The organism is Sphingomonas cellulosilytica, assembly GCF_052321755.1.
In the GTDB taxonomy this organism is placed as follows: Bacteria; Pseudomonadota; Alphaproteobacteria; order Sphingomonadales; family Sphingomonadaceae; genus Sphingomonas.
This window is the reverse complement of sequence record NZ_JBQRTT010000009.1, coordinates 81997-108942: the sequence shown is the minus strand read 5'-3', so window position 1 is coordinate 108942 and position 26946 is coordinate 81997. Positions and strand designations below refer to the sequence as shown.

17 protein-coding genes and 1 pseudogene are annotated in these 26946 nt (G+C 68.6%); 4 read left to right on the top strand and 14 right to left on the bottom strand.

The genetic code is table 11. The features are described from left to right. Positions 1-13 precede the first annotated feature (13 nt). On the top strand, positions 14-2881 hold the full coding sequence (locus ACTZQ5_RS13090; RefSeq protein WP_443585630.1) for a M16 family metallopeptidase: 2868 nt from the start codon (positions 14-16) through the stop codon (positions 2879-2881). Between the two features lie 63 nt (positions 2882-2944). Then, complete coding sequence (locus ACTZQ5_RS13085) at positions 2945-4573, top strand: M28 family metallopeptidase (protein ID WP_443585629.1); 1629 nt, start codon at positions 2945-2947, stop codon at positions 4571-4573. Between the two features lie 76 nt (positions 4574-4649). Here the strand turns inward: ACTZQ5_RS13085 and ACTZQ5_RS13080 are convergent, their stop codons facing one another. The 11 genes and pseudogenes from ACTZQ5_RS13080 to ACTZQ5_RS13030 all read right to left on the bottom strand — a co-directional run bounded on the left by ACTZQ5_RS13080 (position 4650) and on the right by ACTZQ5_RS13030 (position 19861). Then, complete coding sequence (locus tag ACTZQ5_RS13080) at positions 4650-4877, bottom strand: winged helix-turn-helix domain-containing protein (RefSeq protein WP_443585655.1); 228 nt, start codon at positions 4875-4877, stop codon at positions 4650-4652. 57 nt (positions 4878-4934) lie between these two features. Continuing rightward, a pseudogene (locus tag ACTZQ5_RS13075) lies at positions 4935-5606 on the bottom strand (HAD-IC family P-type ATPase); the annotation flags it as partial. Between the two features lie 84 nt (positions 5607-5690). Next, positions 5691-8744 (bottom strand): ligand-binding sensor domain-containing protein, encoded by a 3054-nt coding sequence (locus ACTZQ5_RS13070; protein WP_443585628.1) that lies wholly within the window; start codon positions 8742-8744, stop codon positions 5691-5693. A gap of 91 nt (positions 8745-8835) precedes the next feature. Further along, positions 8836-9588 (bottom strand): FadR/GntR family transcriptional regulator, encoded by a 753-nt coding sequence (locus ACTZQ5_RS13065; protein WP_443585627.1) that lies wholly within the window; start codon positions 9586-9588, stop codon positions 8836-8838. Further along, the gene (uxuA, locus tag ACTZQ5_RS13060) at positions 9585-10781 is read right to left on the bottom strand and encodes a mannonate dehydratase (RefSeq protein WP_443585626.1); all 1197 of its coding nucleotides are present in this window, start codon (positions 10779-10781) and stop codon (positions 9585-9587) included. The genes ACTZQ5_RS13065 and uxuA overlap by 4 nt, the downstream gene beginning before the upstream one ends. Before the next feature lie 79 nt (positions 10782-10860). Further along, the gene (locus tag ACTZQ5_RS13055; protein WP_443585625.1) at positions 10861-11913 is read right to left on the bottom strand and encodes a LacI family DNA-binding transcriptional regulator; all 1053 of its coding nucleotides are present in this window, start codon (positions 11911-11913) and stop codon (positions 10861-10863) included. Further along, positions 11913-13391 carry a tryptophan halogenase family protein gene (locus ACTZQ5_RS13050; protein ID WP_443585624.1) on the bottom strand — a complete coding sequence of 493 codons (1479 nt, stop codon included), beginning with the start codon at positions 13389-13391 and terminating at the stop codon, positions 11913-11915. The genes ACTZQ5_RS13055 and ACTZQ5_RS13050 overlap by 1 nt, the downstream gene beginning before the upstream one ends. Further along, positions 13388-14410 (bottom strand): cupin-like domain-containing protein, encoded by a 1023-nt coding sequence (locus tag ACTZQ5_RS13045; protein ID WP_443585623.1) that lies wholly within the window; start codon positions 14408-14410, stop codon positions 13388-13390. The genes ACTZQ5_RS13050 and ACTZQ5_RS13045 overlap by 4 nt, the downstream gene beginning before the upstream one ends. Beyond that, complete coding sequence (locus ACTZQ5_RS13040; protein ID WP_443585622.1) at positions 14403-15119, bottom strand: SapC family protein; 717 nt, start codon at positions 15117-15119, stop codon at positions 14403-14405. The genes ACTZQ5_RS13045 and ACTZQ5_RS13040 overlap by 8 nt, the downstream gene beginning before the upstream one ends. Then, positions 15116-16621: a tryptophan halogenase family protein gene (locus tag ACTZQ5_RS13035; protein ID WP_443585621.1), complete on the bottom strand. Its 1506-nt coding sequence runs from the start codon at positions 16619-16621 to the stop codon at positions 15116-15118. The genes ACTZQ5_RS13040 and ACTZQ5_RS13035 overlap by 4 nt, the downstream gene beginning before the upstream one ends. A 168-nt stretch (positions 16622-16789) precedes the next feature. Then, positions 16790-19861: a TonB-dependent receptor gene (locus ACTZQ5_RS13030; protein ID WP_443585620.1), complete on the bottom strand. Its 3072-nt coding sequence runs from the start codon at positions 19859-19861 to the stop codon at positions 16790-16792. Between the two features lie 205 nt (positions 19862-20066). On the opposite strand from ACTZQ5_RS13030, the gene ACTZQ5_RS13025 reads away from it, so the two are divergent. Both ACTZQ5_RS13025 and ACTZQ5_RS13020 read left to right on the top strand, forming a co-directional pair. Continuing rightward, the gene (locus tag ACTZQ5_RS13025; RefSeq protein ID WP_443585619.1) at positions 20067-22286 is read left to right on the top strand and encodes a beta-glucosidase; all 2220 of its coding nucleotides are present in this window, start codon (positions 20067-20069) and stop codon (positions 22284-22286) included. A 365-nt stretch (positions 22287-22651) separates the two neighbouring features. Continuing rightward, positions 22652-23836, top strand: coding sequence for an MFS transporter (locus ACTZQ5_RS13020; RefSeq protein ID WP_443585618.1), 1185 nt, complete (start codon positions 22652-22654; stop codon positions 23834-23836). A gap of 4 nt (positions 23837-23840) precedes the next feature. Here the strand turns inward: ACTZQ5_RS13020 and ACTZQ5_RS13015 are convergent, their stop codons facing one another. The 3 genes from ACTZQ5_RS13015 to ACTZQ5_RS13005 all read right to left on the bottom strand — a co-directional run bounded on the left by ACTZQ5_RS13015 (position 23841) and on the right by ACTZQ5_RS13005 (position 26704). Beyond that, the gene (locus ACTZQ5_RS13015) at positions 23841-24665 is read right to left on the bottom strand and encodes a glycoside hydrolase family 16 protein (RefSeq protein WP_443585617.1); all 825 of its coding nucleotides are present in this window, start codon (positions 24663-24665) and stop codon (positions 23841-23843) included. A gap of 64 nt (positions 24666-24729) precedes the next feature. Further along, positions 24730-25461: a hypothetical protein gene (locus ACTZQ5_RS13010; protein WP_443585616.1), complete on the bottom strand. Its 732-nt coding sequence runs from the start codon at positions 25459-25461 to the stop codon at positions 24730-24732. Between the two features lie 4 nt (positions 25462-25465). After that, positions 25466-26704, bottom strand: coding sequence for a toxic anion resistance protein (locus ACTZQ5_RS13005; RefSeq protein WP_443585615.1), 1239 nt, complete (start codon positions 26702-26704; stop codon positions 25466-25468). Positions 26705-26946: the final 242 nt, after the last annotated feature.

Here is a 26946-nt window from a genome sequence, read left to right as displayed (position 1 = left end):
AAGGACGAGTTCGATGACGTTGCGTTACTTGCTGCTCGCCAGCGCTGTGGCATTCCTGCTGCCAGTCATGGCCGATGCCGGGCCGATCGTGACCGATACGGCCGCGCAATCAGCGGCGAAGACGACGACCGCGGATCTCGCGAAACTGGTCGCCGACTTCACAATCCCCTATCAGACCTTCACGCTGGACAATGGCCTGAAGGTCATCGTGATGACCGATCGCACTGCCCCGATCGTCTACACGTCGATTACCTACGATGTCGGATCGACGTATGAACCAGCCGGCAAGAGCGGGTTCGCCCACCTCTTCGAACATCTCGTCTTCAACGGGACCGAGAACGTGCCGGGGGATTATTTCGCCCATCTGCGCGATGCAGGGCTCATCAGCGCCAACGGCGGTACCAGCTTCGACTCTACCAACTATTATCAGGCGGTTCCCACCGGCAGCCTCGACCGCGTGCTGTTCATGGAGAGCGACCGCATGGGGCACCTGCTGGGCGCAGTGACGCAGGCGGTGCTCGACGAACAGCGCGGTGTCGTCCAGAACGAGAAGCGCAACAACGATAACAACCCCGGCAGCATTGCAGGGTACAGCAGCCGCGCGGTGATCTATCCGAGGGGGCACCCCTACGGTCATTCGATCATCGGATCGATGAAGGACCTGAATGCGGCTTCGCTTGCCGATGTCCATCAATGGTTCAAAGATTATTATGGCCCGAACAACGCCACCATGATCCTCGCCGGCGATATCGACCTGGCTACGGCCAAGGCGAAGGTCGAGAAATATTTCGGCGACATTCCCCGCGGTCGGGAAACATCCTACCCGGTTTCGCCAGTGCCGGTCCTGAAGGCGCCGATCGAACAGACGCTGACCGCCCCCGTATCGCAAACGTCGATTACCCGCATTTGGCCCATCCCCGGCGTCAATGCCCCGGATGCCGCCGCGCTCAACGCCGCCGCCGCGCTGATGGCGGGTATCGACGGTGCCCCGCTTTACGACAAGCTCGTTCGGCAGGATAAGCTGTTCACGTCCGTTTCCGCCTCCGACCTGGAACTGCGCGGCGTCGGTGAATTCACGATACGCGGTACGGTGCGGCCCGGCGTCGACCCGAAGACGGCGGAGCGCGCGCTGGATGCGAGCATCGCCGAGTTCCTGCGCGCGACGCCGCCAGCCGAGGCGCTGCAACGGTTCAAGAGTGCGTCGATCATTCCCACGATCCGCAGCGCGGAATTCATGGAGATGCGCGCCAACTTGCTCCTGAGTGCGGCAACGCTGAGGGGGTCGCCCGCTGCATACAAGCGCAATCTGGAAGCGTATGTGACATTGACCCCGATGGAGGTCATGGCCGCGGCGCGCAAGTGGCTCACCCGTCCGGCCTATCGCGCGGTCCTGAAGCCTGGGCCGCGTTTGACGCCGCCCGGTGACGAAGGCGCCGAACCGGCCGTTGCCGCGGTCGTCGCGCCGATCGGATCCGCTGCCGCGACGCAGCCGCACGCCGGCACGCGTGGCCCGCTGCCGGCGGTCGGCGAGCCTGGGACGGTCCGGTTTCCCGACATCCAGCGGACCACGCTGAACAACGGAATCCCCGTCACCTATGTCCAGTCCAAGAGCGTTCCCTTCACTCAGGCCGTCCTGACCTTCCCGTTCGGATCGGTGGACGATGCGCCCGGCAAGCCGAACGTGAACAGCTGGATGATCGGCATGCTCGACGAGGGCGCGGCCGGGCATGACGATCACTGGTTCAGGCGCCAGCAGGAGACGACCGGCATCCAGGCCTTCGCCGGCATCGATGGCGATAGCGTATCAATGTCTATCAGCGGTCCGACACCCAGCTTCGACAAGGCGCTGAATATCGGGATGATGATGCTGACGCGTCCCGATTTTCCCGTCGACCGGCTGGAAGAAAAGCGGCGGGAGGCGCTGGCAGGTCTGGACGCAGCGCCGACCAACACGGGCATGCTCGTCCGCGCCACCCTGGCCAGGGAACTGGCACCCGGATCGGCATCTGCCCGACTGGAGAACATCAGCAGTGCGGCAGAGATCAACGGCATCACGCGTGCCGATCTGCAAACGGCGTTTGATCGTTGGGTGCGCCCGCAGGGTGCGAAGCTCTACATCGAATCGAACGAACCCCTGTCCGCCTTGATGCCGCAGCTGAATGCGACGCTGGGGGCGTGGAGCGTGTCCACAAGAGGGCCGGCAGGCGTTCCTGCGCCCCGCGTGCAGGCAACCGCCGCCAGCACACCGCGCATCGTGCTGATCGACATGCCGGACGCCGTGCAGGCGACGATCGCTGGCGGCCAGTTGTTGTCGATCCCTTATGGTGACGAGGCGCTGGCGGCGAGGGTCGCCAACATGGCACTCGGCGGGGAATTTCTGTCGCGCATCAACATGAACCTGCGTGAGGACAAGCATTGGTCGTACGGTGCGAACGGCCAGTTCGAGAACGGCAAGCTGCGGTCGTCCTATATCGTCAGCACGGAAATCCAGCCCGACAAGGTTGGCGCCGGAATCGCCGAGGTGCGCAAGGAAGTAACCGACATCCTGTCGAAACGCCCGATCACCCAACAGGAATTCGACCAGAGCACGGCCGACCTGCTGCGCAAGCGCGTTGCCGAATACCGGACGGGATCGGCAATGCTGGATGGTGCGCAGACCCTGGCCGAGAAGGGCTGGCCGGACGATTTCTACGCCAGATACGATGATCGATTGAAGGCCCTGACCCTGGCCGGCGTCAATGCCGAACTGAAGAAGGAACTCGACCCATCGAAGTGGGTGTGGGTCGTTGCCGGCAATGCCAAGGTGATCCGGCCGCAGTTGGAAGGACTGGGGTTGCCGATCGATGTGGTGACACCTGCACAGGTCATCGCCGCACGCTGAAACCCGACGCCGTCGCCATCCGGGGACCGTATGCAACGGCCGTCATCATGCAGAAGGATATTCATGCCCCGCCACCTCATCTGCATGTTGCTCGCCTGCATTGCCGGCGCTGCCCCTGCCCAGACGAAGCCCCCGACGATCCGCCCTGGCGAGATTCGCGCGACGGTCGCGTTCCTCGCCGACGACCTGCTCGACGGGCGCAAGCCGGGCACGCCGGGCTATGACATCGCCGCGCATTATGTGGCGTCGCGGTTCGAAGCGATGGGGCTGAAACCGGGCGTGGACGGAAGCTGGTATCAGACGATCCGTTTCCGTACGATCGCGATCGACCCCGCCAAGCCGGCGGCGATCACGGTCGGCGGTTCGCGTTTCGACAACGGTGTGTCGGTCGCGATGGCGCCCGACGGGCGCTTTCCCGATCAGTCGCTGGAGGCGCGGGCGGTGTTCGTCGGCTATGGGCTGGATGCGCGCAAGCAGGGGTATGACGATTATCGCGGGCTGAACGTGCGCGGCAAGTTCGTGGTCGTGCTGTCCGGTGTTCCGGAAGGCGCGCCGCAGGACGTTGCGGCCCTGTCCGGCCGCGACAAGGCGCGCATCGCCATGGACCACGGCGCCATCGGCGTCCTGACGGTCTTGACCCCGAAGACGCTGAAAAGCTTCTCCTGGCAGAATGCAGTACGCGCGATGGCCTCGTCACGACGGGAAATCCTGGAACCGGACGGGCAACCGCTGCTGAAAGCCCCCGGCATACGCGCGACCGCCTATATCGCTCAGCCGGCATTCGACTCCTTGCTGGCCGGCAGCGGCCTCACGGCCAATGACATCTTCGCCGTGGCGGCCACACCAGGCGGAAGGCTGAAGGGACGTGCGCTCAAGCCGAGGGTGCATTTCGCGGCGAGCACCTCTGCCAAGACGATGGAGTCTCCTAACGTCATCGGCGTGCTGCCGGGTACCGATCCCGAGTTGAGCAAGGAATATGTCCTGCTGACCGCCCATCTCGACCATCTCGGGGATGATGCGGAGGCGGAAGGCCCCGACAAGATCTTCAACGGCGCAATGGACAATGCCGCGGGGGTCGCGACGATGCTTGCCGCCGCGGAGGCGTTCGTCGACAGCGGGGTGGCTCCGAAGCGCAGCGTCATGTTCGCCGCATTGACCTCCGAGGAAACGGGGCTGCTCGGTTCGGCCTATCTGGCCCGTAACCCGGTGGTGCCGGCAGGCGCACGGGTGATCGCCGACGTCAACCTCGACATGCCGATCCTGCTGTACAAGCTCGACGACGTCGTCGCCTTCGGCGCCGAACATTCGACCATCGGGCAAACGGTGGCACGTGCGGCGGCGAAGATCGGCCTGACCGTGTCGCCCGATTTCATGCCCGAGGAAAATATCTTCACACGATCGGACCATTACAGCTTCGTCAAGCAAGGTGTGCCGTCGATCATGCTGGCGACCGGCGTCAAGAACGGTGGCAAGGAGGCGTTCCAGGCTTTCCTGGCCAAAACCTATCATTCGCCGCGGGATCAGATCGACCTGCCGTTCAACTGGGATGCAGCGGTCAAGTTCGCGCAGGTCAATTATGAGATCGCTCGCGATCTGGCCGACGCTCCGGAAGCGCCGCGATGGTATGGCGACAGCCCCTATGCGGCCAAGTTCGCCAAAGGCCAGCCGACTGCTTCGCGGCCGGCGGATTGATCGTCCTCCTCGCCACTATGGCGCCTCAAGCGTGGATCGTGACAGCGCCGATGATGCAGCGCCGTCGCCCGATGCATCACTCGTCCCGCAGCCGATAGCCGACGCCCAGTTCATTAGGGATCACGCTCCCGACCGGACCGGGCGCATCACGTTTGTGGCGGAGGTTGCGGATGAGGATGCGAAGATACTCGGTGCGGGGATCCTCCTGCCGGGTCCAGGCGACGTCCATGATGCGGGAACGCGTCAGGACACCGCCGATGTATCGGGCGAGGAGCGCTAGCACGTCGTATTCCTTGTGCGTCAGGTGGGTCCCTTCGCCCGCCCGGCGGACGAGGCGGCGGCCGAAATCGATCGAGAGGTCGCCGCAGACTCGCGCGATGCGCGGCGCCCTGGCGAGCGCGACGAACATCGCCGGGATGATCGCGAAAGATTTGGCGACATCATTGGCGACGGAGAAGGTGGTGAGCGCGCCGCGGGTCATCGGCAGCTGCTTGCCGAGGCCGGCGACCTCGATCAGCTTGGTCGGATCGCTGTCGAGGTCGACCCTGTTGCCTGACTCGCGCGCCGCCGGCGCGCCCGTGTGCATCTCGACGCCGACATCGGCGTGGGCGAGCGGGCGCATCGTCGGTGCCGTCGCCGCACATCGCGACGAGGCGGACACCCTGCTGTTCCTGTCGGGTCAGCGTCAGCTTGTCCGCCGGCGTCGCCTGCGCGAGGAAATCGTCGACGCCCGCTTCTGCGGTGGTGGCGGCGGTGCGCGGATTGTCGCCGGTGATCATCACCGTGCGGATGCCCATGCTGCGTGGTTCGACGATCCGCACGCCCGAGATGCGCGTCTGCGCGGTGAAGGGAATGACCTCCGCATCCTGCGGCAGCGCGGCGGCGGCGTCGGTCAGGCGAGGACGTTGAAGCGCACCAGCCGGTCCATGCCGGCGATCGTCGTCGGGATGAGAGTGATGAGCAAGGCGGCGAGGATGGCGACCGGGATCGACCCGCCGGGATAAGTGGCGAAGCCAGGGCTGGTGCCGACCGCCTGCTGCCGGGGTGCATAGGCGACTTTGGCGGTGAGCGTCGCGCGACCGGCGGGGCCGCTTAGCCTGGCATAGGGTTGCGGGCGTCAGCCGGCGGCGGTGGGTGCCAATCGCCAGGTGCCGCGGCCGGCACGCTTCGCCTCGTAGAGGGCGAGGTCCGCCGCCTTGTAGAGCGCCTCCGCCGTAGTCGCGCCGTCGCGCGCCACCACCGCACCGATGCTGAGCGCGGGGTGGAGCGTGCGCCGGTCGATCGTCACCGGCGGCGCGCAGGCGGCCTGGAGGCGCCGGCAGAGGTCGGCGACGCCCTGATCGTCGCGCGCATCGGCGATCAGGATCGCGAATTCGTCGCCGCCGAGGCGGAAGATGCTGTCGCGCTGGCGGACCGTCGTGGTCAGCCGGTCGGCGACCTCGACCAGCAGGGCATCGCCGACATCGTGGCCGAAGCCGTCGTTGACCTGCTTGAACCGGTCGAGATCGATCAGCAGCAGCGCGAACGGCGAGCTGGCGGATGCGGCGGCGACCAGTCGCGCCAGCACCTCGCCATAGAGGCGGCGATTGCCGAGGCCGGTGAGCGTATCCGAATAAGCGAGCTTTTCGAGTTCGGAACGGCTGACGAGCAGTTCGGCGGTGCGCCGTTCGACCAGCGTTTCGAGCAATCGCTCTCGCCGGCGCGCGGACCGCAGCCGCAGGTGGACGAGGCCGAGCGTGGCGGCCAGCACGCCGGCGACGACAGCGGCGCGGACGATCGGCGTTTCCGACCAGCGATGCTCCACGTCGAGCGTCAGCGTCAGCGGTGCGCCGATCGGACGAAGGCGGTCGCCGCTGGCGCCGCTGCCCTCCAGCGCACGGACCACCAGCGTCGAGCGCCCCGGCGGCAGATTGGTGTAGCGGGCGATGCGGTGCTGGGCGTCGACCCGCGTCCATTCGCTCTCCTGCGGCTCCAGCCGATAGGCGAAGGCCTGATCGCGACCCGTGGCATAATCGAGCCGGGCGAATTCGGCGGTAAGGCTGCGTTCGTCGGAGCCGATGGTGAGCGTCGTCGCCTGTTGCGCGGGGATGGAGCGGCCGCCGCCGCGGATCGCGGTGAAGCGCAGCGGGGCCTGCCAGGGCGTGGTGGCCGGCAGCGCAGGATCGATGATCGTCAGTCCGCCGAAGCCGGCGAACACCAGCCGTCCGTCCGGCAGGATATCGCCCGCCCCGGTCCAGTTCGCCGTGAAGGCGACGCCGTCGGCCGGCTTCAGCAGAGTGATCGCACGGGTGGCGGGATCGATCCGGGCGATGCCGCCGTCGGTGCTTGCCCAGATCGCGCCGTCCGGGCCGGCAAGCAGCTTGTCGACCGTATCGTGCGGCAGGCCCTCGCGGCGGCCGAGATGGGCGATGCTCCGCCAGGCGGCACCGTGGCGTTCGAACACGGTGAGGCCGCCGCCGACGGTGCCGGCCCAGAGCCGGCCCTGCCGATCGGTCAGCAGCGTGCTGACGTAATTGCCGCGCAACGCCGCGCCGGCGCGGGTGCGGGGGCGGAATTGCTCCACGGTTCCTGTCCTCGGATCGACGCGATTGAGCCCGCGCGCCGTACCGACCCAGAGCGATCCGTCGCCAGTGACGGCGAACGAGCGGACGCGCGGATCGGTGAGCCGGGCGGACCAGGCGGCGCGCGCAGGCGCACCCGGCCGCCGCACGTCGACAACGCCGACGCCGGTGCCGCCGACATACAGCCGATCGCCGTCGAGCAGCAGGCGCGACCAGGGTTCCGCCGACAGGCGTCGCGCGTCGGTGCCGGCAAGCGACAGGTGGAACAGCCCGTCGTCGCCGGCGGTGAAGGCGCCACGGCCGGGCGGAAAGGCGAAGGCATGGACGTCGCGACGCGCCCCCGGCAGCCGCTGCGGCGGCGCGATGCCGCCTGCAGACGGCGCCAGGCGGGCGGCCGGCACGTCGGCGGCGCCGTACCAGAGCGTGCCATCGGGCGCGGCGCCGACCGCCCAGGCCTGATCGGGCAGCGCGCCCGGTGCCGGACGCAGCGCGCCGACCAAGCCGAGCACGCGGCGCGGCGCGGGATCGACATAGGCAAGCGTCGCATCGCCGACCACCCACACCCGGCCGGCGGCATCGCGGATCAGCTGGTTCAGCCCATCTTCGGGCAGGCTGCTGGCGATGAGCGGATCGTGGCGCAAGTGCCGGATGCGCGACGTCGCCGGATCGACGATCCAGATCCCGGTGCGCGACGCCGTCCAGATCGTGCCGTCGCCGGCGCGGATCATCGCACCCAGTACCGGCGGCCGCTCGCGCTCGCCCACTGGCAGGTGACGCACCGCGCCACCGGCATCGACGGTGTAGAAGCCGTTGGAGGTGGACACCCAGAGGTTGCCGCGCGCGTCGTCGAGCAGATCGGCGATGGCACCGGCCCCCGGCAGCGCGACCGGCACGAACCGGCTCGCGCCCGTCCGGCGGACGAACAGGCGGTGATCGGCGGCGATCCACAGCGCGCCGCGCGTGTCGCGATGCAGCGCGCGGATCGGGCCGTTCGGCACATTGTTGGCGGCATCCGGCGCGATCAGCGTCACCCGCCGGTCGGCGCCGCGAACATGGGCAAGGCCGATATCGCTGGCGACCCACAGGCCGCCTGCACCATCGTCGTCGATCGCGGTGACATGCGTCGCATCGAGCGGCGTGCGATTGGGCGGCCGCACGAATCGTTCGGTGACGGGGTCGTGCCACAACAGCCCTTCGGCGCTCATGCCCAGCCACAACCGGCCGGCGGCATCGGCGAACAGCAGGTTGACCATCACCTCCGGCAGGGCACCCGCATCGGCGGTGGCTTCGGTGGTATAACTCTTGAAACCCGTACCATCCCAGCGGGCGAGGCCGGCGTCGGTGGCGAGCCAGACGAAGCCGTCGCCATCCTGCGCCACGGCGCGTGGCAGGCCTGCATCAGGGATCGCCTCGTCGCGCGCGACCACCTTGAAGAACCGGTCGGCGGCGGCGCGCCAGGGATCGGGCCGCGCCGCGTCGCCGCGCTCGCGCAGTGCCGCCGCATGGGGCGCCAGCGGTGCCGACGCCGCCAGCGCACAGGTCGCGCAGGCGACGAGCACACAGGCGAGGGAGCGGGCGAACAGCATCCCGGCACCCTGCCATGCCAGCATTGAAGAGTGTTTAAGGCCGGAACGGCCTGCGCTGCTTATTCCTGTAGCGGGAAGGGGTTAGGCATGACGGGCGGCACATGCCACCGCAGCATCAGGCATGGAGGCGGCGGCGCAGGGCGCCGCGCTGTTCCTCGATTTCCGACTGGGCGCGGCGCAGCGCCTCGACCTCGGTGGCGGCGAGCAGATCTTCGACCACGCGGTTGAGGTGCGCGCGCATCGCGCCGCGGGCGGCGGCGGAATCGCGTGCGCGCAGTGCCTCGACGATCGCCTGATGCTCCTCGACGCGGGGATGGACACCGCCGGCCCATGCCTCGGCGAAGATATGGGCGCTGAGCGGCGCGCTGTCACGCAGCCGCCAGAGCATGTCGACCACAGTCGCGATGACGGTATTGCCGGTCGCCTCCGCGATGCGCAGGTGGAAGCGGCGGTCGGTGTCGAAGGCGGCGCTGCTGGACGGATCGCAGGCCGCCATCTCGGCAAGCGCGGCGTCGAGGTCGGCGAGCGCGGCATCGTCGATCATCGTCGCGGCGACCGCGGCCGCCTCGCCCTCGAACAGGATGCGCGCCTCGATCAGTTCGAAGGCGCCGATGTCGAGTTCGGCCGGCCCGACCTGCTGCGCGGGTGCGGCGGTGACGTACAGGCCGGACCCGTGCCGCGCCTCCACCAGCCCGCGGATTTCGAGCGCGATCATCGCTTCGCGGATCGTCGGGCGACTGACCGCGAACTCCTCGGCAAGCTCGCGTTCGCCGGGCAGGCGCGTGCCGATGGTGTAGCGGCCCTGGGCGATGCGTTCGCTGATCGCGTTGACGACGCGCTGGTAGAGCTTTTCGCCGCGCTGCTTCATGGCTGCGGCTCCTGCGCGGCGGCGGCATAGGCGATGCCGCGCTCCAGCCCGCGCAATTCGGCGAGGCCGCGCAGGCGGCCGATCAGCGGATAGCCGGGATTGCAGCGGCGCCCCAGATCGTCGGCCATCAGGTGACCGTGATCGGGGCGCATCGGAATGCTGCGTCCTTCGCGCCGCGACAGGCGATGGATGGCGGCGACGACGGCGGGCATGTCGGCATCGCCGTCCAGATGGGCGGCCTCGTGGAAGGCGCGGGTGCCGTCGCGCTCGACCGAGCGCAGGTGGAGGAACCCGATGCGCGATCCGTAACGCTCGACGATGCCGGCGAGGTCGTTGTCGGCGCGCGCGCCGAGCGAGCCGGTGCAGAAGCACAGGCCGTTCGCCGGATTGGGCACCCGCGCGAACAGCTGCGCCAGATCGTCCTCGGTGCTCACCACGCGCGGCAGGCCGAAGATGGGGAAGGGCGGATCGTCGGGGTGGACGACGAGGCGGAGGCGCAGCGCCTCGGCATGTGGACAGACCGCATCGAGGAACGCCGCATGGTTGTCGCGCAGCCGGCTTGCGTCGACGTCGGCATATTGCTCCATCGCGGCGAGGAAGCTTTGCGAGGTGAAGCTTTCCTCGCTGCCGGGCAGGCCGGCGAGGATGGTGGCTTCGAGGCGGCGCGCCTCCTCCTCCGACAGGGCGGCATGGTGCGCGGCGGCGGCGGCGATGCGGGCGTCGTCGTAATCGCGTTCGGCGCCGGGACGGCGGAGGATGTGGAGATCGTAGGCCGCCACGGCATCCCAGTCGAACCGCAGTGCGAGCGCGCCGTCGGGCATGGGATAGGCGAGATCGGTACGCGTCCAGTCGAGCAGCGGCATGAAATTATAGGTGACGACGGTGATGCCGCATGCGGCGAGATGGGTCAGGCTGGCGCGATAGGCGGCGATGCGCTCGTCCCACATGGGTCCGCGCGTCTTGATCTGATCGTCGACCGGCAGGCTTTCGACCACGGTCCAGCCGAGCCCCGCCTGCGCGATCGATGCCTTGCGCGCGGCGATCGCGTCCTGCGTCCAGACGGCGCCGTTGGGCACGTCGTGCAGCGCGGTGACCACCTCGCTGGCACCCGCCTGCCGGATGGCGGCGAGGGAGACGGGATCGCCCGGCCCGAACCAGCGCATCGTCTGCGTCATCAGCGTATCGGTGTGCACCCGCGTCTCCCTGGCTTACCGCCGCACCGATATATCAAGGCGGGAGGACAGGCCAGTGGCTATCAAGTGGGCAGGCCAATCAATCGGCCAACGGCCCGGTGGAGCCGCGCACCGCCAGCGTCGCCGGTACGACCACCGGCCCGGCAGGCACGGGGCGGCCGGCTTGTTCGGCGATGATGCACTCGACCGCCCGTGCGGTGACCTCTGCGATCGGCTGGACGATCGCGGTGAGCGGGGGATGGGCGAAGCGGACGATCGGCGTGTCGTCGAAGCTGACGATCGACAGGTCGGCCGGCACGTCGAGGCCGCGTTCGCGCACGCATTCCAGGGTGGCAAGCGCCATCTGATCGCTGCTGGCGATGATCGCAGTCGGTGGCGCGGCGGAATCGAGCAGGGCGATGGCGGCGGCGCGGCCTGACGCGAAACCGAAATCGCCCTGTGCCAGCAGTCCCTCGGTCGGCAGCCCGGCCGCGGCCATCGCCTGTCGCCATCCCGCGACCCGCCAGCCGCTCAATTCGTATTCGGCAGAGCCGGCGATGAAGCCGATGCGGCGGTGGCCCAGGCCGACGAGATGCTCCGTGGCGAGCCGCGCCGCGCCCTCGTCGTCCATGGTCAGGGCGAAGCCGCCGCCTGCCTTGAGCGAGCCGATGCGCGCGAAGCTAATCCCCTGCGCCTCCAACAGGCGCGTGATGAGCGGGTTTTCCGAATGCGGCGGTGTCAGGATCACGCCATCGGGTTGCAACGCGGCGATCGCGCCGGTCAGCTCGCGTTCGATATGGTCGCTGTGCGTGTCGACCAGCTCGACGATCAGGCGATAGCCATGTTCGGCGCAGGTCAGCATGCCGCCCAGCAGCATCTGGTCGACCCAGTCGGTCCCCTGGCGGCTGCGCCAGTCGGCGATGGTGCGCTCGCGATCGTTGAGCGCGACGATCAGATAGGAGCGCGAGCCGCCCATCCGCTGCGCCGCGATCGAGGGCACGTAGCCGAGCTTCGCGATCGAGGCCTGGACGCGTTGCAGCATCTCCGGCCGCACATTGGGTTCCTTGTTGATGACGCGGCTGACCGTCTGCAACGACACGCCGGCGTCGGCGGCGACGTGGCGGATGGTGACGGACTGGCGGCGGCGCGCCATCAGGCGGCGGCTCCGCAATAGCGCGCGACATAGTCGGCGTGGTGCGGCAGGCCGGCGACCGTCTGCGCGACACCCTGCCGCAGCGTCGCCAGCAGCCGGGCGAGATCGTCGTCGGACAGTTTGGCGGCGATCGGATGGTGGCTGGCCGGGATGATACCCTGACCCATCATCACCTGCACCCAGCTGTTTTCCGCGAACAATTCCTCGTTCCGGCGGAAGACGCGGCCGGTATCGCGGAACAGCGCGATCTTCTGCGCCAGGCTGTCCGGGATCTCCATCCCCGCGCACTGCCGCCAGAACGCGCTGTCGCGCCGCTCGGTCGCCTTGTAGTGGAGGATCAGGAAGTCGCGGATCTGCACCATGTCGGTGTGCTGCTGGTCGTTGAATTCGGCGACGTCGGCAGGCGAGACGGGGCCGGCGGGCAACATGCGGATGAGCCGCAGGATGGCGCGCTGGATCAGGTGGATGCTGGTCGATTCGAGCGGCTCCATGAAGCCGCCGGCAAGGCCGATCGCGATGCAGTTGCGATGCCACTGCCGCCGCCGCGCGCCCGTCGTGAAGCGCAGCCGGTTGGGCTCGGTCAGCACCTCGCCTTCGATCGTGCCGAGCAGGCGTTCGAGCGCCGCATCCTCGGCCATGTAGCGGCTGCAATAGACGATGCCGTTGCCGACACGATGCTGGAGCGGGATGCGCCACTGCCAACCCGCCTGATGCGCAGTCGCGCGGGTGAAGGGCACGGCCGGCCCGGTGCTCGCCGTCTGCACCGCGATAGCGGCGTCGCAGGGTAGCCAGTGGGTCCAGTCGTCGAAGCCGACATGCAGCGCCCGCTCGATCAGCAGCGCGCGAAAGCCGGTGCAGTCGAGGAACAGGTCGCCCTCCACGCGCAGGCCGGATTCGAGCACCAGCGCGGCGATGTCGCCGCTGGTTCCATCCAGTTCCACCTCCGCGATCCGGCCCTCTATGCGGTGCGCGCCGTCACCCTCCGCCATGCGGCGCAGGAAACGGCCGTAGAGCGTCGAATCGAGTTGGTAGGCGTAGTTGAGCCGGTCGTCGGGCAAGTGCGCGAACTTGCCTTCGCGCGCGGCGATCAGTTCGAGGCAGTAATCATCATAGGGTTCGGCATGGCCGCGCGACAGGCCATCCAGCCAGAAATGCTGGAATCCGGCCGCCCAATGGTCCTTGCCGGTGAGGCCGAAGGAATGGAAATAGCCGCTGTCGGGCGTCTTCCACCCATCGAACTGGATGCCCAGTTTGAAGGTCGCCTGCGTCGCGGCCATGAATTCGGCCTCGTTGATCCCGAGAAGGCGGTTGAAGGTGATGATCGGCGGGATCGTCGATTCGCCGACGCCGACGGTGCCGATCGCATCTGATTCGACCAGCGTGACGGTGACGGCGCGGCCAAGCACGCGGGCGAGCGCGGCGGCGGCCATCCAGCCCGCGGTGCCGCCACCGGCGACGACGATGCGGCGCGGCGTCATCGGCTGAGCGCCCGCAGCAGATAGGCGCGGATGCGGGCCGCCAAGGCGGGCGTCATCGGATCGAGCACGCCGCGCCCCTCCGCCGGGATGTGCGCGACGAGCGCATCGGCATCGGCGGCGAAGACGTAATGGTCGAACATCTCGCGCCAATGCGTGCGCTGGTCGGCAGGCAGATCGCGGATCGTCATCATTGCGTGGTGCAGCGCCTCCTGCGGCTGGCCGAGCCAGCGGGGGGCGTCGCGCCACCAATAGTTCACCAGCACGTTGAAATCCTCCAGCCCCTCGACATGGTGCCACCACAAGGCGGGGATGTAGAGTGCGTCGCCCGCCTCCAGCTCGACGACCTGCGCTTCGGCGAGCGCGGCGGCGAAGCGGGGATGCGCGGCAAGATCGGGCGCGTGGAAATCGACCATGCTGACCGCGCGACCGGCGGGGGTATGGTCGACCGGCCCCAGGTAAAGATTGCGGAACTGTTCGCGCGGGAAGAGCGTGAAGCGGCGGCGGCCGACCGCGCAGACCGCGAGATTGTGCGGCACGTCGTTGTGCGCGGCGATACGGGTGCGCGTGCCGATCCAGATGCTCGCCAGCGGTTCGCGCGTGCCCAGGTCGATCCGGTTCGCCTCGTGCAGCCCGTCGAAGAACTGGTGCATGTCGATCGAGGCAAGATAGATGGCGGGTGCGTCCGGCTGCCCGGCGAAGGCGTGGATGCGTGCAAAGATCTCCGGCAGCTTCGCTTCCATCGTGCGGAAGTTCATCTGCATCGCCGCATCGTAGAACAGCCGTCCGCCGCTGCCCGGCTGGCCGACGGAGACGGTGAAGGGGCGGTCGCGGTGGTGACCCAGCAGCAGGTCGCGTGCCGCGGAGGCAGAGGTGCGCCCGGCGCGGACCAGCGGCCAGTCGGCGGCAAGGCCGCGGACGACGAACGGCCGGTCGGCATCGCGCAAGTGCACGTCGAGCGCGGCGGCATCGGCTATCGCGACCTCCGGCACCGGCATGGGGGCAGGAGCCGCTTCAGCCACCGGATGCTTGCCGGTTCTTGCGCGCGATGAGCGTGCCGAGGTTGGCAAGGCTCGCCACCGCCATGAAGACGGGCAGCAGATGGCCGGCGGCGTGGAGCTCGCCGAGCGCAGCGGCGTCGAGCGCGGCAAGGCGCTCTTCGTCGATGGTATGGAAGCCGACCAGGCGATGGGTGGCGCCGCTGTCCAGCGTGACGTCGAGCGTGAAGGGTTCGAGCAGCGCATGCCGCTCCAGCGCGGCGAAGAAGGCGGCGCTGTCGCGATACCCCTGGTCGAGTGCGCCCAGCCGATCGGCGATCCCTTCGAGGTAGGGCGTCGGAGCGCCTGCGTCGTCGAACACGCGCATGCCCTCGTCACCGCCGATCCGCGGCGAGGCCATGTCGATATGCACCTGCCGGTCGCCGCTGCCGTCGGGACCGCCGCCGATGAGGAAGGGCTGCACCTCCATGGCGAGCGGACGATAGCGCGCATCCCAGCCGCCGGGCGTCAGGTAGAGGTTCTCGCCCGCCTCGAAACCGAACAGGGCAAGCGCGGTGAAGCGGTCGCGCTGGTCGTTGAGGCGGAAGAGGATCGGATAGGCATTCTGCACCTGCCGGAACTCGGCCGGCATGACGATCGAGGCCATCTGCGCATCGCCGAGGGCGGCATCGGCTTCGGTGCGGATGCGCAGGGTGCGGTGCGCTTCGGCGGTGAGAAGGGCGTGGTGGCTCATCGGGCACATCTTTCGGGTGAAGCGCGCACCGCGTCCAGATAGGCGCGGTTGGTCGGCAGGCTGGCGGCGAGCGCGCGGGTGCGGGTCGCGAGTTGGGCGAGGGCGGCGCCATCGGCGGCCGGCTGCGCGATCGGTCCGGGTGCGGGCGGCGCGACGCCCATGCCGTAGAGGATGTAGCGATAGCTTGCGGCCGGAAAGACCTCGTCCTGCGCAGGCAGATCGATGCCAGAGGGCGGGCGATGACGCCACAGGGCGAGATTGTCGGCGAGGCGATCCGGGATCGTGGCGGGATCGCGGTGCGCGCGCCAATAGGGTTCGTCGCGCCGGCCGAGCGCGTAATGCAGCTTCAGGAATTCGACGATCCGTTCCCAGCGATAACGGAACAGCGCATTGAAGCGCCGCGCCTGGATCGGCATCACCGCGGCGGAGACTGGAAAATCGGCGAGCAGCGCGTCGAGCGACAGTTCGATGGTGACGATCGCCGAAGCCTCGAGCGGTTCGAGGAATCCGGCGGACAGGCCGATGGCGAGGACGTTGCCCTGCCATTGCCGCTCCCGATAGGCCGAGCGGAAGGTGAGGCGGCGGGGCGCCGGCATCGGCACGCCGGGCGCGGTGCGGGCGCAATAGGCCGTAAGCGTCGCCTCGGCCGCGTCGTCGCTCATGTAGGCGGAGGCATAGACGCAGCCGATGCCGCGGCGCGTCGGCAGGCCGATGTCCCAGATCCAGCCGGCGGCATGTGCGGTGGCGTCCGTCTGCGCGGCGATCGGGCTGTCGGATGCGACCGGCATCTGCACGGCGAGCGCGCGATCGTTGAAGAGGATATGCTCGCAATCCACGGTGCCGACGCCGCAATGCCCGCCGATCAGCAGTGCGGCATGGCCGGTGCAGTCGATGAACAGGTCGCCGGCGATCGGCCCCAAGGCACGCGTGCGGACCGCGGCGACGGTGTCGCCGGGGGCGGCATCGACGCCGGTGACGTGGTCGCGGACATGGGTGACGCCGAGCCGCTGCGTGGCGTGCCGCATCAGCAGTGCGGCAAGCTTCGCAGCGTCGAGGTGATAGGCGTAGTTCAGCGCGCCGGCGTAATCGGGCATGGCGCGCTGGCGCGGCGCGAGATCGCGGGCGCAGACGTGCGGCTGCGGCGACACCGCATCGGCATAGGCGCGGTCCGCCCAGTCCGCCGGATCGGCGTCGAGCGGCAGCGTGAAGGGGTGGTAGTATCGATCGTCATCGGCACCGGTCGTCCAGCCGACGAAGCGCGTGCCCTGTTTGAACGACGCGTCGCAGGCGAGGAGCAATTCGGTTTCGGGAATGCCGATCGCGGCGAGCGTGCGGCGGATGGTCGGCCAGGTGCCCTCGCCGACCCCGATCGTCGGTACGTCGGGCGATTCGATCAGCGTCACCGCGACCCGCCCGGCCGCGGCCGCGGCGATGCGGCAGGCGGCGAGCCAGCCGGCCGTGCCGCCGCCGACGATCACGATGCTGGCGATGGCCGTGTCCACCCCTCGTCCTCTTCGATCCTTGCCCGACGGGCCTGCCGCGAGCCCGCGCAAAAAGCTAGCCCAGGACGGGCCTTGCCCCCGTTCGCCGGTGGTGCCGAACCCGTCGGGGCAGGATTGAGACTCCTGCCCCGCCAGGCTCAGGCGAACGGCCGGTTCCGGGCCGGCCGGTCAGAACGTGAAGCGCACGCCGGCCGAATAGCGGGCGTAGCCCGGCTGCGCGAAGGTGACGAAATTGTCCGAACGGCGGTGGCCGCGACGCCCCTCGCCGGTGAGGTTGATGACCTCGACGAAACCGGTGACCTTGGGCGTGAAGGCGTAGCTGATGCTGCCGTCGACCTGGCCGTAGGCCTGGACATAGGTAGGATCGAAGGCACCGCCGGCGTAGAACTGGTCGCGCCAGTTATAGGCGATGCGCCATTGCAGGCCGTATTTGTCGTAATAGAGCACGGCATTGGCGCTGTCGCTGAGCCCGGTCAGTGCGAACTGGCCGATCGAGGGATCCAGCGTATTGTTGTATTTCGCATCGCCGTTGACGATCGTGTAATTGAGGATCGTGCCGAAGCCGGTATCCCAGAAGCGGTGCTGGATCGCGAATTCCCAGCCGTGGATATTGGCGGTCTGATCGCTGTTGAACGGCTGCGAGATCTGGAAGTTGAACAGATCGTCTTCGGGCAGGCCGAAGATGTTGCCGTTGAGGTAGGTGGCGCCGCCCGCCTCGGTCTGGCCGGTGACCTGCGAAGAGCCTGGATAGTTGCGCAGGATATAGTCGCGCACCCGCACCGCATCGGTGGTGCCGAGTGCCGCCACCGCCGCCCGGTAGCGCGGACCAGAGCCGGGATTGCGCAAGTCGAAGGCCGGGGTGTTGACCTGCGTGGTGCCGATGAAGTTTGAGACGTCCTTGTTGAAATATCCGACCGAGATGTAGCTTTCGTTGGAATAGTACCATTCGGCCGAAAAATCGATGTTCTTCGATTTGTAGGGCACGAGGCCGGCATTGCCGTTGCGGCCGGTGCCGCCGCCGATGCGCGGGTTGGAGTCGAGTTCCAGCCCGCCCTGCAGGCTGCCGTAATCGGCGCGCGTGATGGTGTGGCTGTACGAGGCGCGCAGCTTGACGTTGCGCACGGGCTCGATGTCGAAGTCGAACGCCGGGAGCCAGTTCTGGTAGCTGCCCTTGAAGGTCGTGAACGCGCTGTTCGCCGCATAGGAGAGCGCGAATTCGTTGGCGCCCGTCCAGCGCGTGCCGGTCGGGATCGGCACCAGCGCCGAGGAATCGACGTTGGTCTGATCGTAGCGGACGCCGGCGATGAGGTGCGCGGGCCGGTCGAACAGGTCGAACTTCAGGTTGAACTGGACGAAGGGCGAGATCGTCTTTTCGCGGATGCGCCGATCGGTGGTGAAATTGGCGAGGCAGGTGTTGGCCTGCACCGTGCCGGTCTGCGGGCTGGAGCAGATGTTGTACTGCTGGCGCAGCAGTTCGGCCATGCGCTCGAAGTCGAAGGTGTAGATCGCCGGGGGCAGCGCCGAGCTGCCGGCACCCTGCACGCCCTTGAACTTGTCGGGCAGGCTGACTTGGCGGAAGAAATCGTCGGGCACCGCCGCCGCGCCGAAGCTGGCGCCGCGCGGATCGACGCCGCCCCAGGTTTCGTTCTGGATGAAGCCGTAGGCCGAGCGCACCTGGTTGTCGACGAACGAGAAGCCGGCGTCGATGCTGTCGAGGATGTCGCCCTGGTGGTCGTAATGCCCCTTCAGCTGGCCCTGGTTGATCTCGTCGCGGAAATAGGCGTTGCGGAAGGCGTTGCCGGTGGGCGTGATGAGCGAGGGATCGAGCGGATTGATCCCTGGATACATGTTGTAGGAGATGATCGGCAGGTCGTTGGTGAAGTCGATCGTCTGGTTCTGCACGCCGAAGATCGCGCCGCCGATCGAGGTGCTGCTGCCGTATTGGTTGGTCGGCTTCGAGGTGGCGGTGGAATGATGGCCGTCGAGCGACACGGTGACGTTGCCGGGCGCGTCCCAGGTCAGATTGCCGCCGAGCGACTTGTTCTCGGACTGGTTGGCGGTCAGCGCGCTGCTGTAGGACAGGTCCTTACCCGGCGCGAACCGCTCGGTGTAGAAGACCGGGCCGGCGTTGGGGCCGTCGGTCCACGCGGACGACGTGTCGCCGAAGTTGAACCAGATGCCGACGCTGCTGTCGCGCACCTCCACCTTGTTGCGCGAATAGGTGAAGTCGAGCGTCGCGGTGAGCGTGTCGGTCGGCTTCGCCTGCAGGACGAGCTGGCCGTTGATACGCTCGCGGCGGATGTCGATGAGGTCGTAGGCGGCGCTCTGCGGGATCTCGTAGACCGCGTTGGGGCCGGGACGGTTGGTGATGTTCTGCGATCCCGGCGTGCCGGGCTGGGCGAGCGTGCCCCAGTTGTTTTCCGATCCGAGGAAGCCGTCGCGGAAGCCGACGCTGGCGGAGTTGTTGCTCGCCTTGCGCAGCTGGTAGGCGCCCGAGACGAGGATGCCGATGCGATCGTCGGCGAAGGTGTCCGAGAAGATGCCCGACACTTCGGGCGTCACCGGGTCCTTGCCGTTGCGCGAGGTGTCGAGCACGCCCTTGGCGGCGATGCTGCCGCGCAGACCCGGCTTTTCGAGCGGACGGGGGGTGCGGATGTTGATCGTCGAGCCGATGCCGCCCGAGGGGACGGCGGCGCGGCCGGTCTTGTAGACCTCGACCGCGGCGATGCCTTCGGAGGCGAGGTTGGCGAAGTCGAACGAGCGCGACGCCGGCGCGCTGGCGCCGTCGCCGAGCGTCGAGGTCGGCATCTGGCGGCCGTTCAGCGTGACGAGATTGTATTCGGGACCGAAGCCGCGGACGGTGACGGTCGAGCCTTCGCCGTTGGAGCGGTCGATCGACACACCGGTGATGCGCTGGAGCGATTCGGCGAGGTTGGTATCGGGGAACTTGCCGATGTCCTCGGCGCTGATCGCGTCGATGACGCCCTGGCCGTTGCGCTTGATGTCCACCGCTTCGCGCAAGGAGGCGCGGATGCCGGAGACGACGATGTCGTCGCCCGTCTCGCCTTCGGGTGCACTGGCCTGCGGCGCGATCTCGGACGGGCCGGGATTGCCGACGGTGGCGGCGGCGTCGGGCGCGCGCGTGTCCTGCGCGGCGGCAGCACCGGGCAATGCGACCAGTGCGATGGTGGATACGCCGATGGCGAATTGCGAAAGCAAGCGAGCATGTGCGCTCTGCATCTAGAACCTCCCCTGTCGGACGCGGCGATCCCGCGCTCTTTGAGAACGTTCACTTCTTTCATCGCGGAAAGTCTGTCAAGCGATTGATGTTGTTGATCCAGCGTAGTTGTGAACGTTCACGCGATATGCTTTCAAGAGCCGAAAACATGTGTGGGAGGATGCAATGAGGCGGTTGGTGATGTGGGCGGGCACGAGCGTGCTTGCGATGGCGGCCCTGGCGTCGGCTGCGGCACAGACGCGCACCGCGGCGCAGGCGCCGGCGGACGCGACGGCCGGTGCGGCGCGGGCGCGGGCCGACGGAATCGTCGCGCGGATGACGCTGGATGAGAAGATCGCGCTGCTCCACGGGCTGTTCCCGCCGATGGCGGCGGGCAAGACGCGCGAGGCGCTGATCCCGTCCGCGGGCCATATCGACGGCATCCCCCGCCTGGGCGTGCCGGTGGTGCGCGAGAGCGATGCCTCGCTCGGCGTCGCCAATCAGGTCGAGCAGCGCGTGGGCGACGTTGCCACCGCCTTGCCCTCGGCACTCGCCACCGCGGCGAGCTTCGACCCCGCCGTCGCGCGGGCGGGCGGCACGATGATCGGCGCGGAGGCGCGCGCCAAGCGCTTCAACGTACTGCTGGCAGGCGGCGTCAACCTGACGCGCGATCCGTGGAACGGGCGCAATTTCGAATATATGGGGGAGGACCCGCTGCTCGCCGGCACGCTGGCGGGGGCGCATATCGCGGGCGTGCAGTCCAACCGCATTGTTTCGACGGTCAAGCATTTCGCGCTCAACGCGCAGGAGACGGGGCGGATGGTCGTCGATGCGCGGATCGGCGAGGCGGCGCTGAGGATGAGCGACCTGCTCGCCTTTCAGCTGGCGATCGAGGGCGGCCGGCCGGGATCGGTGATGTGCGCCTACAACAAGGTGAACGGCGACTGGTCGTGCGAGAACCGCCACCTGCTGACCGACGTGCTGAAGCGCGACTGGGGCTACCCGGGCTGGGTGATGAGCGACTGGGGCGCGGTGCATTCGACGATCAAGGCGGCCGATGCCGGACTGGATCAGCAATCGGGACAGGAACTGGACAAGGCGCTCTATTTCGCCGCGCCGCTGAAGGCCGCGGTGGAGAAGGGCGAGGTGCCGCAGTCGCGGATCGACGACATGGTCGCGCGCTACCTGACCGGGCTGATCGAGACGGGCGCCTATGACGCGCCGGTGCCGACGCGTGCGCAGACGCCGCCCTATGCCGCACATGCCGAGGTGGCGCAGCGTGCGGCGGAGGCGGGCATCGTGCTGCTGAAGAACGACGGCGGCCTGCTGCCGATCGCGCGCACCGCCAAACGGATCGTGGTGATCGGCGGCAATGCCGATGTCGGCGTGCTGTCCGGCGGCGGATCGAGCCAGGTGCGATCGGTCGGCGGCGCGCCGGTCGAGCTTCCGCTGGCGACCGGCGGATCGGCGTCGTTCGCGCGGATCACCTACCACGCCTCCTCGCCGCTCGCCGCGCTGCGCAAGGCGCTGCCGGGCGTGCGGGTGGACTGGGTCGACGGACGCAGCCTCAATGCGACGGTGGCGGCAGCGAAGGCGGCGGATCTCGCCATCGTCTTTGCGACGCAATGGACGACGGAGGCGGACGACGTGCCCGACCTGCGCCTGCCCAACCAGCAGGACGCGCTGATCGCGGCGATCGCCGCCGCCCAGCCGCGCACGGTGGCGGTGATGGAAACCGGCGGGCCGGTGCTGATGCCGTGGATCAAGGCGGTGCCGGCTGTGGTGCAGGCCTGGTACCCCGGCCAGCGGGGTGGCGAGGCATTGGCCGCGATCCTGACCGGGCGGGTCAATCCGTCGGGCCGGCTACCGATCACCTTTCCCGCAGACGCCTCGCAGCCGCCACGCCCGCGGCCCGTCGGCCTCGACCGGCTGGGCGGGCTGGAAGCGGCAGCGGCGGCGAATCCGGCGGCGGCATCCACCTATGTGCTGGAAAGCTTCCCGGTCGATTACGTCGAGGGCGCCGATGTCGGCTATCGCTGGTACGAGAAGAAGGGGCTGACGCCGCTGTTCCGTTTCGGCCACGGGCTCAGCTACACGCAGTTCGCCTATCGCAACCCGGTGGTGACCGGCGGCGCGCGGCTGTCGGTGACGTTCGACGTGGTGAACACCGGCAAGCGGGCCGGCGCGGACGTGCCGCAGATGTACGTGGCGCGCGACGGCGGCGACGCACCGATGCGACTGGCAGGCTTCACGCGCGTCACGCTGAAGCCGGGTGAGACGCGGCGGGTGACGCTGACCGCGGAGCCGCGGGTGGTGGCGGATTACGACGTGAAGCTGCCCGGCTGGCGGATCGCGCCGGGCCGCTACCGGGTGGCACTGGCCCGTGATGCCGGCGACCGGACGATGGTGTCGACCGCGATGCTGGAGGGGGCGACGATGCGACCCTGACGGGCGTGTCTACGGGGAGGTCCGTCGTTGGGGAACGCGTAGCGACAGATCCCTAAGACCAGTCGACAGGCAGGATGACGGGCCTTTGTCGTCCTCCCCCGCCAGGGGGAGGTGGCGCCGAAGGCGACGGAGGGGGGAGGACTCCCAACGCTGGTCGTCGCTTACCTCCCCCTCCGTCAGGCTGCGCCTGCCACCTCCCCCTGGCGGGGGAGGATTGAAGGTTGGTCGGCCCTAGGTCTCTTGAACCGGTGCGCCGATCGAGGAGCACGGTTGGTCCTTGAACAGGTGCGAGACGGCACACGGCACATGGCGGTACGCGGGTGTCGGTTGCAGGAAGGCGCCGGGGCGGGCAGGTTCGCGGCCCCATGTCGTCCGTCCGTCGCTCGCCCGCCTTTCTGCTCATCTTCGCGCTGGCGAATGTCGGTGGCGTCATCGCCTATCTGCCGTTGTTGACGCTGTTGTTGCCGGTGAAGGTGGAGGGGCTGGGGGGCGAGGCGCGGATCGGGGTGTTCGCCGCCTGCGCCACCGCCGGCGCGGTCGCGGCGAGCGCGTCCAACATCCTGTTCGGCTGGCTGAGCGACCGCTCGCTGCGCCGGGGCGGCGGCCGGCGGCGGTGGATGGCGGGCGGGATCGTCGCCACCGCCGTCACCTACGCCGGCGTCGCGCTCGCCACGACGCCGGGGGCGATCGTCGCGGCGATCGTCGCCTTCCAGCTGGCGGTGAATGCCCTGCTCGCACCGATGATGGCGACCATGGCGGAGGAGATACCGGACGCGCAGAAGGGGCTGGCCGGCGGCCTGCTGTCGCTCGGCGCGCCGGCCGCCTCGGCATTCTCGGCGGTGCTGGTCGGCGCGGCATCGGCGTCGGAGGCGGGGCGGTTGGCGATGGTGCCGGTGGTGACCGGAGTGTGCACCCTGCCGCTGCTGCTGACCCGGCAGAGGCTCGTGGTGGAGGAGGGCACGGCGCCGGCGCCGGCGCCGCCGCGCCGCGACCTGGTCGTGGCGGGCGTATCGCGGTTGCTGGTGCAGATCGCCGCGGTGGTGACGCAGGCCTATCTGCTCTATTATTTCGAGAGCTTCCTGCCCCCGGGGGAGCATGGCGGCCTGCCGGTGCGGATCGGCCATCTGCTGACGCTGGCCTTTGTCGTGCCGCTGCCCTTTGCGTTGCTGCTCGGCCGGCTTTCCGACCTCACCCGGCGGCGCAAGCCGTTCCTGCTGCTGGCCGCGGGGGTGGCGGTGGTCGGGCTGATCGGGATGGCGGCGGCGCGCGGCTGGGTGGCGGGGGCGGTGGCGTTCGGCGTGTATACGCTGGGATCTTCGGTGTTCGTGGCGCTGCATGCGGCGTTCGCGATGCAGTTGCTGCCGAGCCCGCGGCACCGCGGCCGCGACCTGGGCTTCCTCAACCTCGCCAACACCGCGCCTTCGCTGCTCGGGCCGCCGCTGACCTGGTGGCTCGCCAGCCCACAGGATTTCAGCGCGGTGATGGTGATGCTGGCGGTGCTGACCGCGTGCGGCGGCCTGGGCATGCTCGGCGTCAAGGCGTGGCGGTGAGCGATCATCGCCGCCAGTAGCGGACATAGTCGACGCGCATCGCCTGCGGCAGCGCGGCATCGTCGATGCCCCTGGCGCCGCCCCAGTCGCCGCCGACCGCCAGGTTGAGGATCATGCGGAACGGACGGGTGAAGGGCCAGGCCGCGGCGCCGCCGGGCTTGTCGTTGGCGACGCGCATATAGGAGCGGCCGTCGACGCCGATCAGGATCGCGTCCGGCCGCCAGTCGAGCTGGTAGCGGTGGAATGCCGTGCAGGCGGTCGGCACGGTGACGTCAGCGCCGCGCTGCGTGCCCTTGACGTGGTTGTAGGCTTCGCTGTGCAGCGTCGCGTGGACCACATTGGGGTTCCAGCCGACCATCTCCATGATGTCGATCTCCCCCATCGCGGGCCAGGTGCCGCTGGTCGGCAGCATCCAGATCGCCGGCCACATGCCGCGGCCGCAGGGCAGGCGGGCGCTGACCTCGTAGAAGCCGTAGCCGAAGGTGTCGCGGCTGACGAGCTTGGCCGACGTATAGGACTGGCCGCCGGAATCGGGCGCGGTCGGCGTCTCGCGGCGCGCGGTGAGGGTCAGGGTGCCGCCGGCGACGCGGGCGTTGGCGGGGCCGTAATATTGCTTCTCGTGGTTGAACCAGCCCTGCTTGTTATAATCGCCGTCGAAGCGCCACGTGGTCGTATCGACGCGGGCGCCGTTGAATTCGTCGGCGAAGTCGGGCTTGCGGGCGGGGGCGGCGATCGGCTGGTCGACACGGTGGTCGCTGGCGCCCAGCGTCGGTCCGGCGGGCGCCGGCTGCACCTGGGCAGCTTGCGCGGCGAGCAGCAGGATCAGCATCGTCTCTCCCCTTTATCGTTCTCCGCCAGATGATTAGCGCAAAGAGCCGGCGGGGCAAGCGAGCTTACCCGCCGGTCTCGTCACGATATTTGATCTCGAGATAGCGTCCGCGCGTCGACAGGCTGTCGAGGTCGTTCTGCGCCAGCCGGGCGGTCATGTCGGCGATCTCCTGCTCGATCAGCTGGAGGCCGGCGACGAGTTCGGCATCGGGGGTGCGGCCGTTGCGCTCGACGCGGCGCAGCGGTTCGGGCACGCGGGCATAATCGTTGACGAAGGCGGGCAGTTGCTCGCCGATCAGGCGGCGCACCTCATAGGCCTCTTCCTCGCGCCCCTGGAGCCGGCCGAGCTGCGGCGACAGCGTTTCGAGGCGGACGCCGATCTGGTCGACCAGCCCGCGCGCCGGCGCCGGCAGCGCAGGCCGCTGCGCCTCCAGCCAGCGTTCGGTCTTGGCGGGCAGCGCCTTGATGTCGACCTCGCGCAGCGTCTTTGCCGACGGCGCGCGCGCGGCGGGCGCGATGGCGATGGCGATCGTCACCGCCGCCATCAGCAGCAGCACGGCGAGCCCGCCGAACAGGCCGATCCCCGTCGGCAGCATCACGCCCAGCACGCCCGCCGCGATCAGGATGATCGCATTGACCGCGAAGATGAAGGCGAGGCGGGTGCCGACGCCGACCGCCTTGCGCTTCAGCCGCTTGCCGTGCGCGCGATAGGCGGTGCTGACCTGCCCGCGATAATCCTCGCTGATCCGCGCCATCACGGCGCGGGCGCGTTCGATCTGCTGGTCGACCTCGGTCATCGCGTCACAGCGACTCCAGGCGGTATTGGTCGCCGCCCGGACCCCTCAGCGCGCCCTGCGCGGCGCCCTCGGCACGGGCGATATAGCCCTTGGATTTCTCCACCTCGCTGCCCAGTGCGGTGACGGTGGTCTTCATCGAATCGAGCGCCTTCAGCTTGAACGTATCGATCGCGTCCATCGTGTCGTAGATGTTCTGGAAGGCGCGTTGCAGCGTTTCCAGCGGGATGGTGGAGGCGGCGGCCTGTTCGTGGATCGCGGCGGTGTTGCTGCGCAGCAGCTTGCCGGTCGAATCGATGATGTTGGCGGTGGTGGTGTTCAGCTGGGTGATCGATTCCAGCACCAGCTTCTGGTTGGTCAGCGCCTGCGCCACCGTCACCGCGGTGCGCAGCGCCGAGACGGTGGTGGTGCTGGCGCGATCGACGCCCTTCACCAGCTCGACGTTGTTCTTCTTGACGAGGTCGAGCGCCAGATAGCCCTGCACCGTCACCGCCATCTGGGTCAGCAGGTCCTGCGTGCGCTGGCGGGTGTAGAAGAGCGCGGTCTCGCGGATCGCCTTGGCCTTGGCGGGATCGGTATGGTCGAGTTCGTTGGCCGTATCCTCCAGCCGCGCGTCCATCGTCTTGCTGAGGTGGATCATCTGTTCGAGCCGGCCCATCGCCGCCCACAGGTTGGCGCGTTCGGTATCGATCGCGGCATTGTCCATCAGCAGCTCGTCCTTGCCGCCGGCAAGGTTCTTGAGGATCGAGCTGATGTGCGTCTGCGACGACTGGTAGCTGTCGAAATAGTCGCGCATCTTGGAGCCGAAGGGGATGATGCCGAAGATCTTCTTCGGCCCGCTGAGCGCGCCCTTGCGGCCGGGATCGAGATCTTCGATCACCCGGCGCAGCTGCGCAAGGTCGGCGCCGACGCCGGTGTCCTTGTCCATCGCGCGGATCGGGCGGTCGAGGAACCGGTTGGACTGGCCCGCCGCCTCGCGGATTTCCTTGGCGCCCATTGCGGTGATCGCATCGACGCGCTTGCCGAATTCGGGGCTGTTGACGTCCTGCGCCACCAGTTCGCTGACGAAGGTATCGACGCGCGCCTCGAGCTGCGTCTTCTTGGCCTCGTCCACCGGCACCAGCCCGGCGGCGCGCTCGGCCTGTACCGTCGGCACGGGATCGGGCGGGGTGAGCACCAGGCTGGGTGCAGTCCCGGTCTGTCCGGTCCCAGTCTGTCCAGTCAGCGTATCGGCGGTGGTCGCCATCATCGTCCTCCAGCAGGCATCGGCCCGGTCGCCCGCAATGTGCCGGTTGCAGGGGCGGGGTTCAAGTGTGTCACGCTAATAATACGCCTCGCCGCGGCCGGGGGTGATTCGGGCGCGGAAGTTGCCGAAGTTGACGGCACGTCGGCGTCGGAATCGCGCCCCGCATGTGCCCCGTGCGACGGGAGCAAGCAAGGACGGGCGTGACCATGGCGGTAGTGTAGCGGAACGGCGGGGTGTAGGAC

Bases quoted from the DNA above. Each gene is read 5' to 3' on its own strand.
- ACTZQ5_RS13005 (WP_443585615.1), bottom strand. From the start codon at position 26,704: ATGGCGACCACCGCCGATACGCTGACTGGACAGACTGGGACCGGACAG.
- ACTZQ5_RS13020 (WP_443585618.1), top strand. From the start codon at position 22,652: ATGTCGTCCGTCCGTCGCTCGCCCGCCTTTCTGCTCATCTTCGCGCTG.
- ACTZQ5_RS13030 (WP_443585620.1), bottom strand. From the start codon at position 19,861: ATGCAGAGCGCACATGCTCGCTTGCTTTCGCAATTCGCCATCGGCGTA.
- ACTZQ5_RS13065 (WP_443585627.1), bottom strand. From the start codon at position 9,588: ATGAAGCAGCGCGGCGAAAAGCTCTACCAGCGCGTCGTCAACGCGATC.
- ACTZQ5_RS13025 (WP_443585619.1), top strand. From the start codon at position 20,067: ATGGCGGCCCTGGCGTCGGCTGCGGCACAGACGCGCACCGCGGCGCAG.
- ACTZQ5_RS13090 (WP_443585630.1), top strand. From the start codon at position 14: ATGACGTTGCGTTACTTGCTGCTCGCCAGCGCTGTGGCATTCCTGCTG.
- ACTZQ5_RS13050 (WP_443585624.1), bottom strand. From the start codon at position 13,391: ATGACGCCGCGCCGCATCGTCGTCGCCGGTGGCGGCACCGCGGGCTGG.
- ACTZQ5_RS13070 (WP_443585628.1), bottom strand. From the start codon at position 8,744: ATGCTGGCATGGCAGGGTGCCGGGATGCTGTTCGCCCGCTCCCTCGCC.
- ACTZQ5_RS13010 (WP_443585616.1), bottom strand. From the start codon at position 25,461: ATGACCGAGGTCGACCAGCAGATCGAACGCGCCCGCGCCGTGATGGCG.
- ACTZQ5_RS13015 (WP_443585617.1), bottom strand. From the start codon at position 24,665: ATGCTGATCCTGCTGCTCGCCGCGCAAGCTGCCCAGGTGCAGCCGGCG.
- ACTZQ5_RS13040 (WP_443585622.1), bottom strand. From the start codon at position 15,119: ATGAGCCACCACGCCCTTCTCACCGCCGAAGCGCACCGCACCCTGCGC.
- ACTZQ5_RS13085 (WP_443585629.1), top strand. From the start codon at position 2,945: ATGCCCCGCCACCTCATCTGCATGTTGCTCGCCTGCATTGCCGGCGCT.
- ACTZQ5_RS13055 (WP_443585625.1), bottom strand. From the start codon at position 11,913: ATGGCGCGCCGCCGCCAGTCCGTCACCATCCGCCACGTCGCCGCCGAC.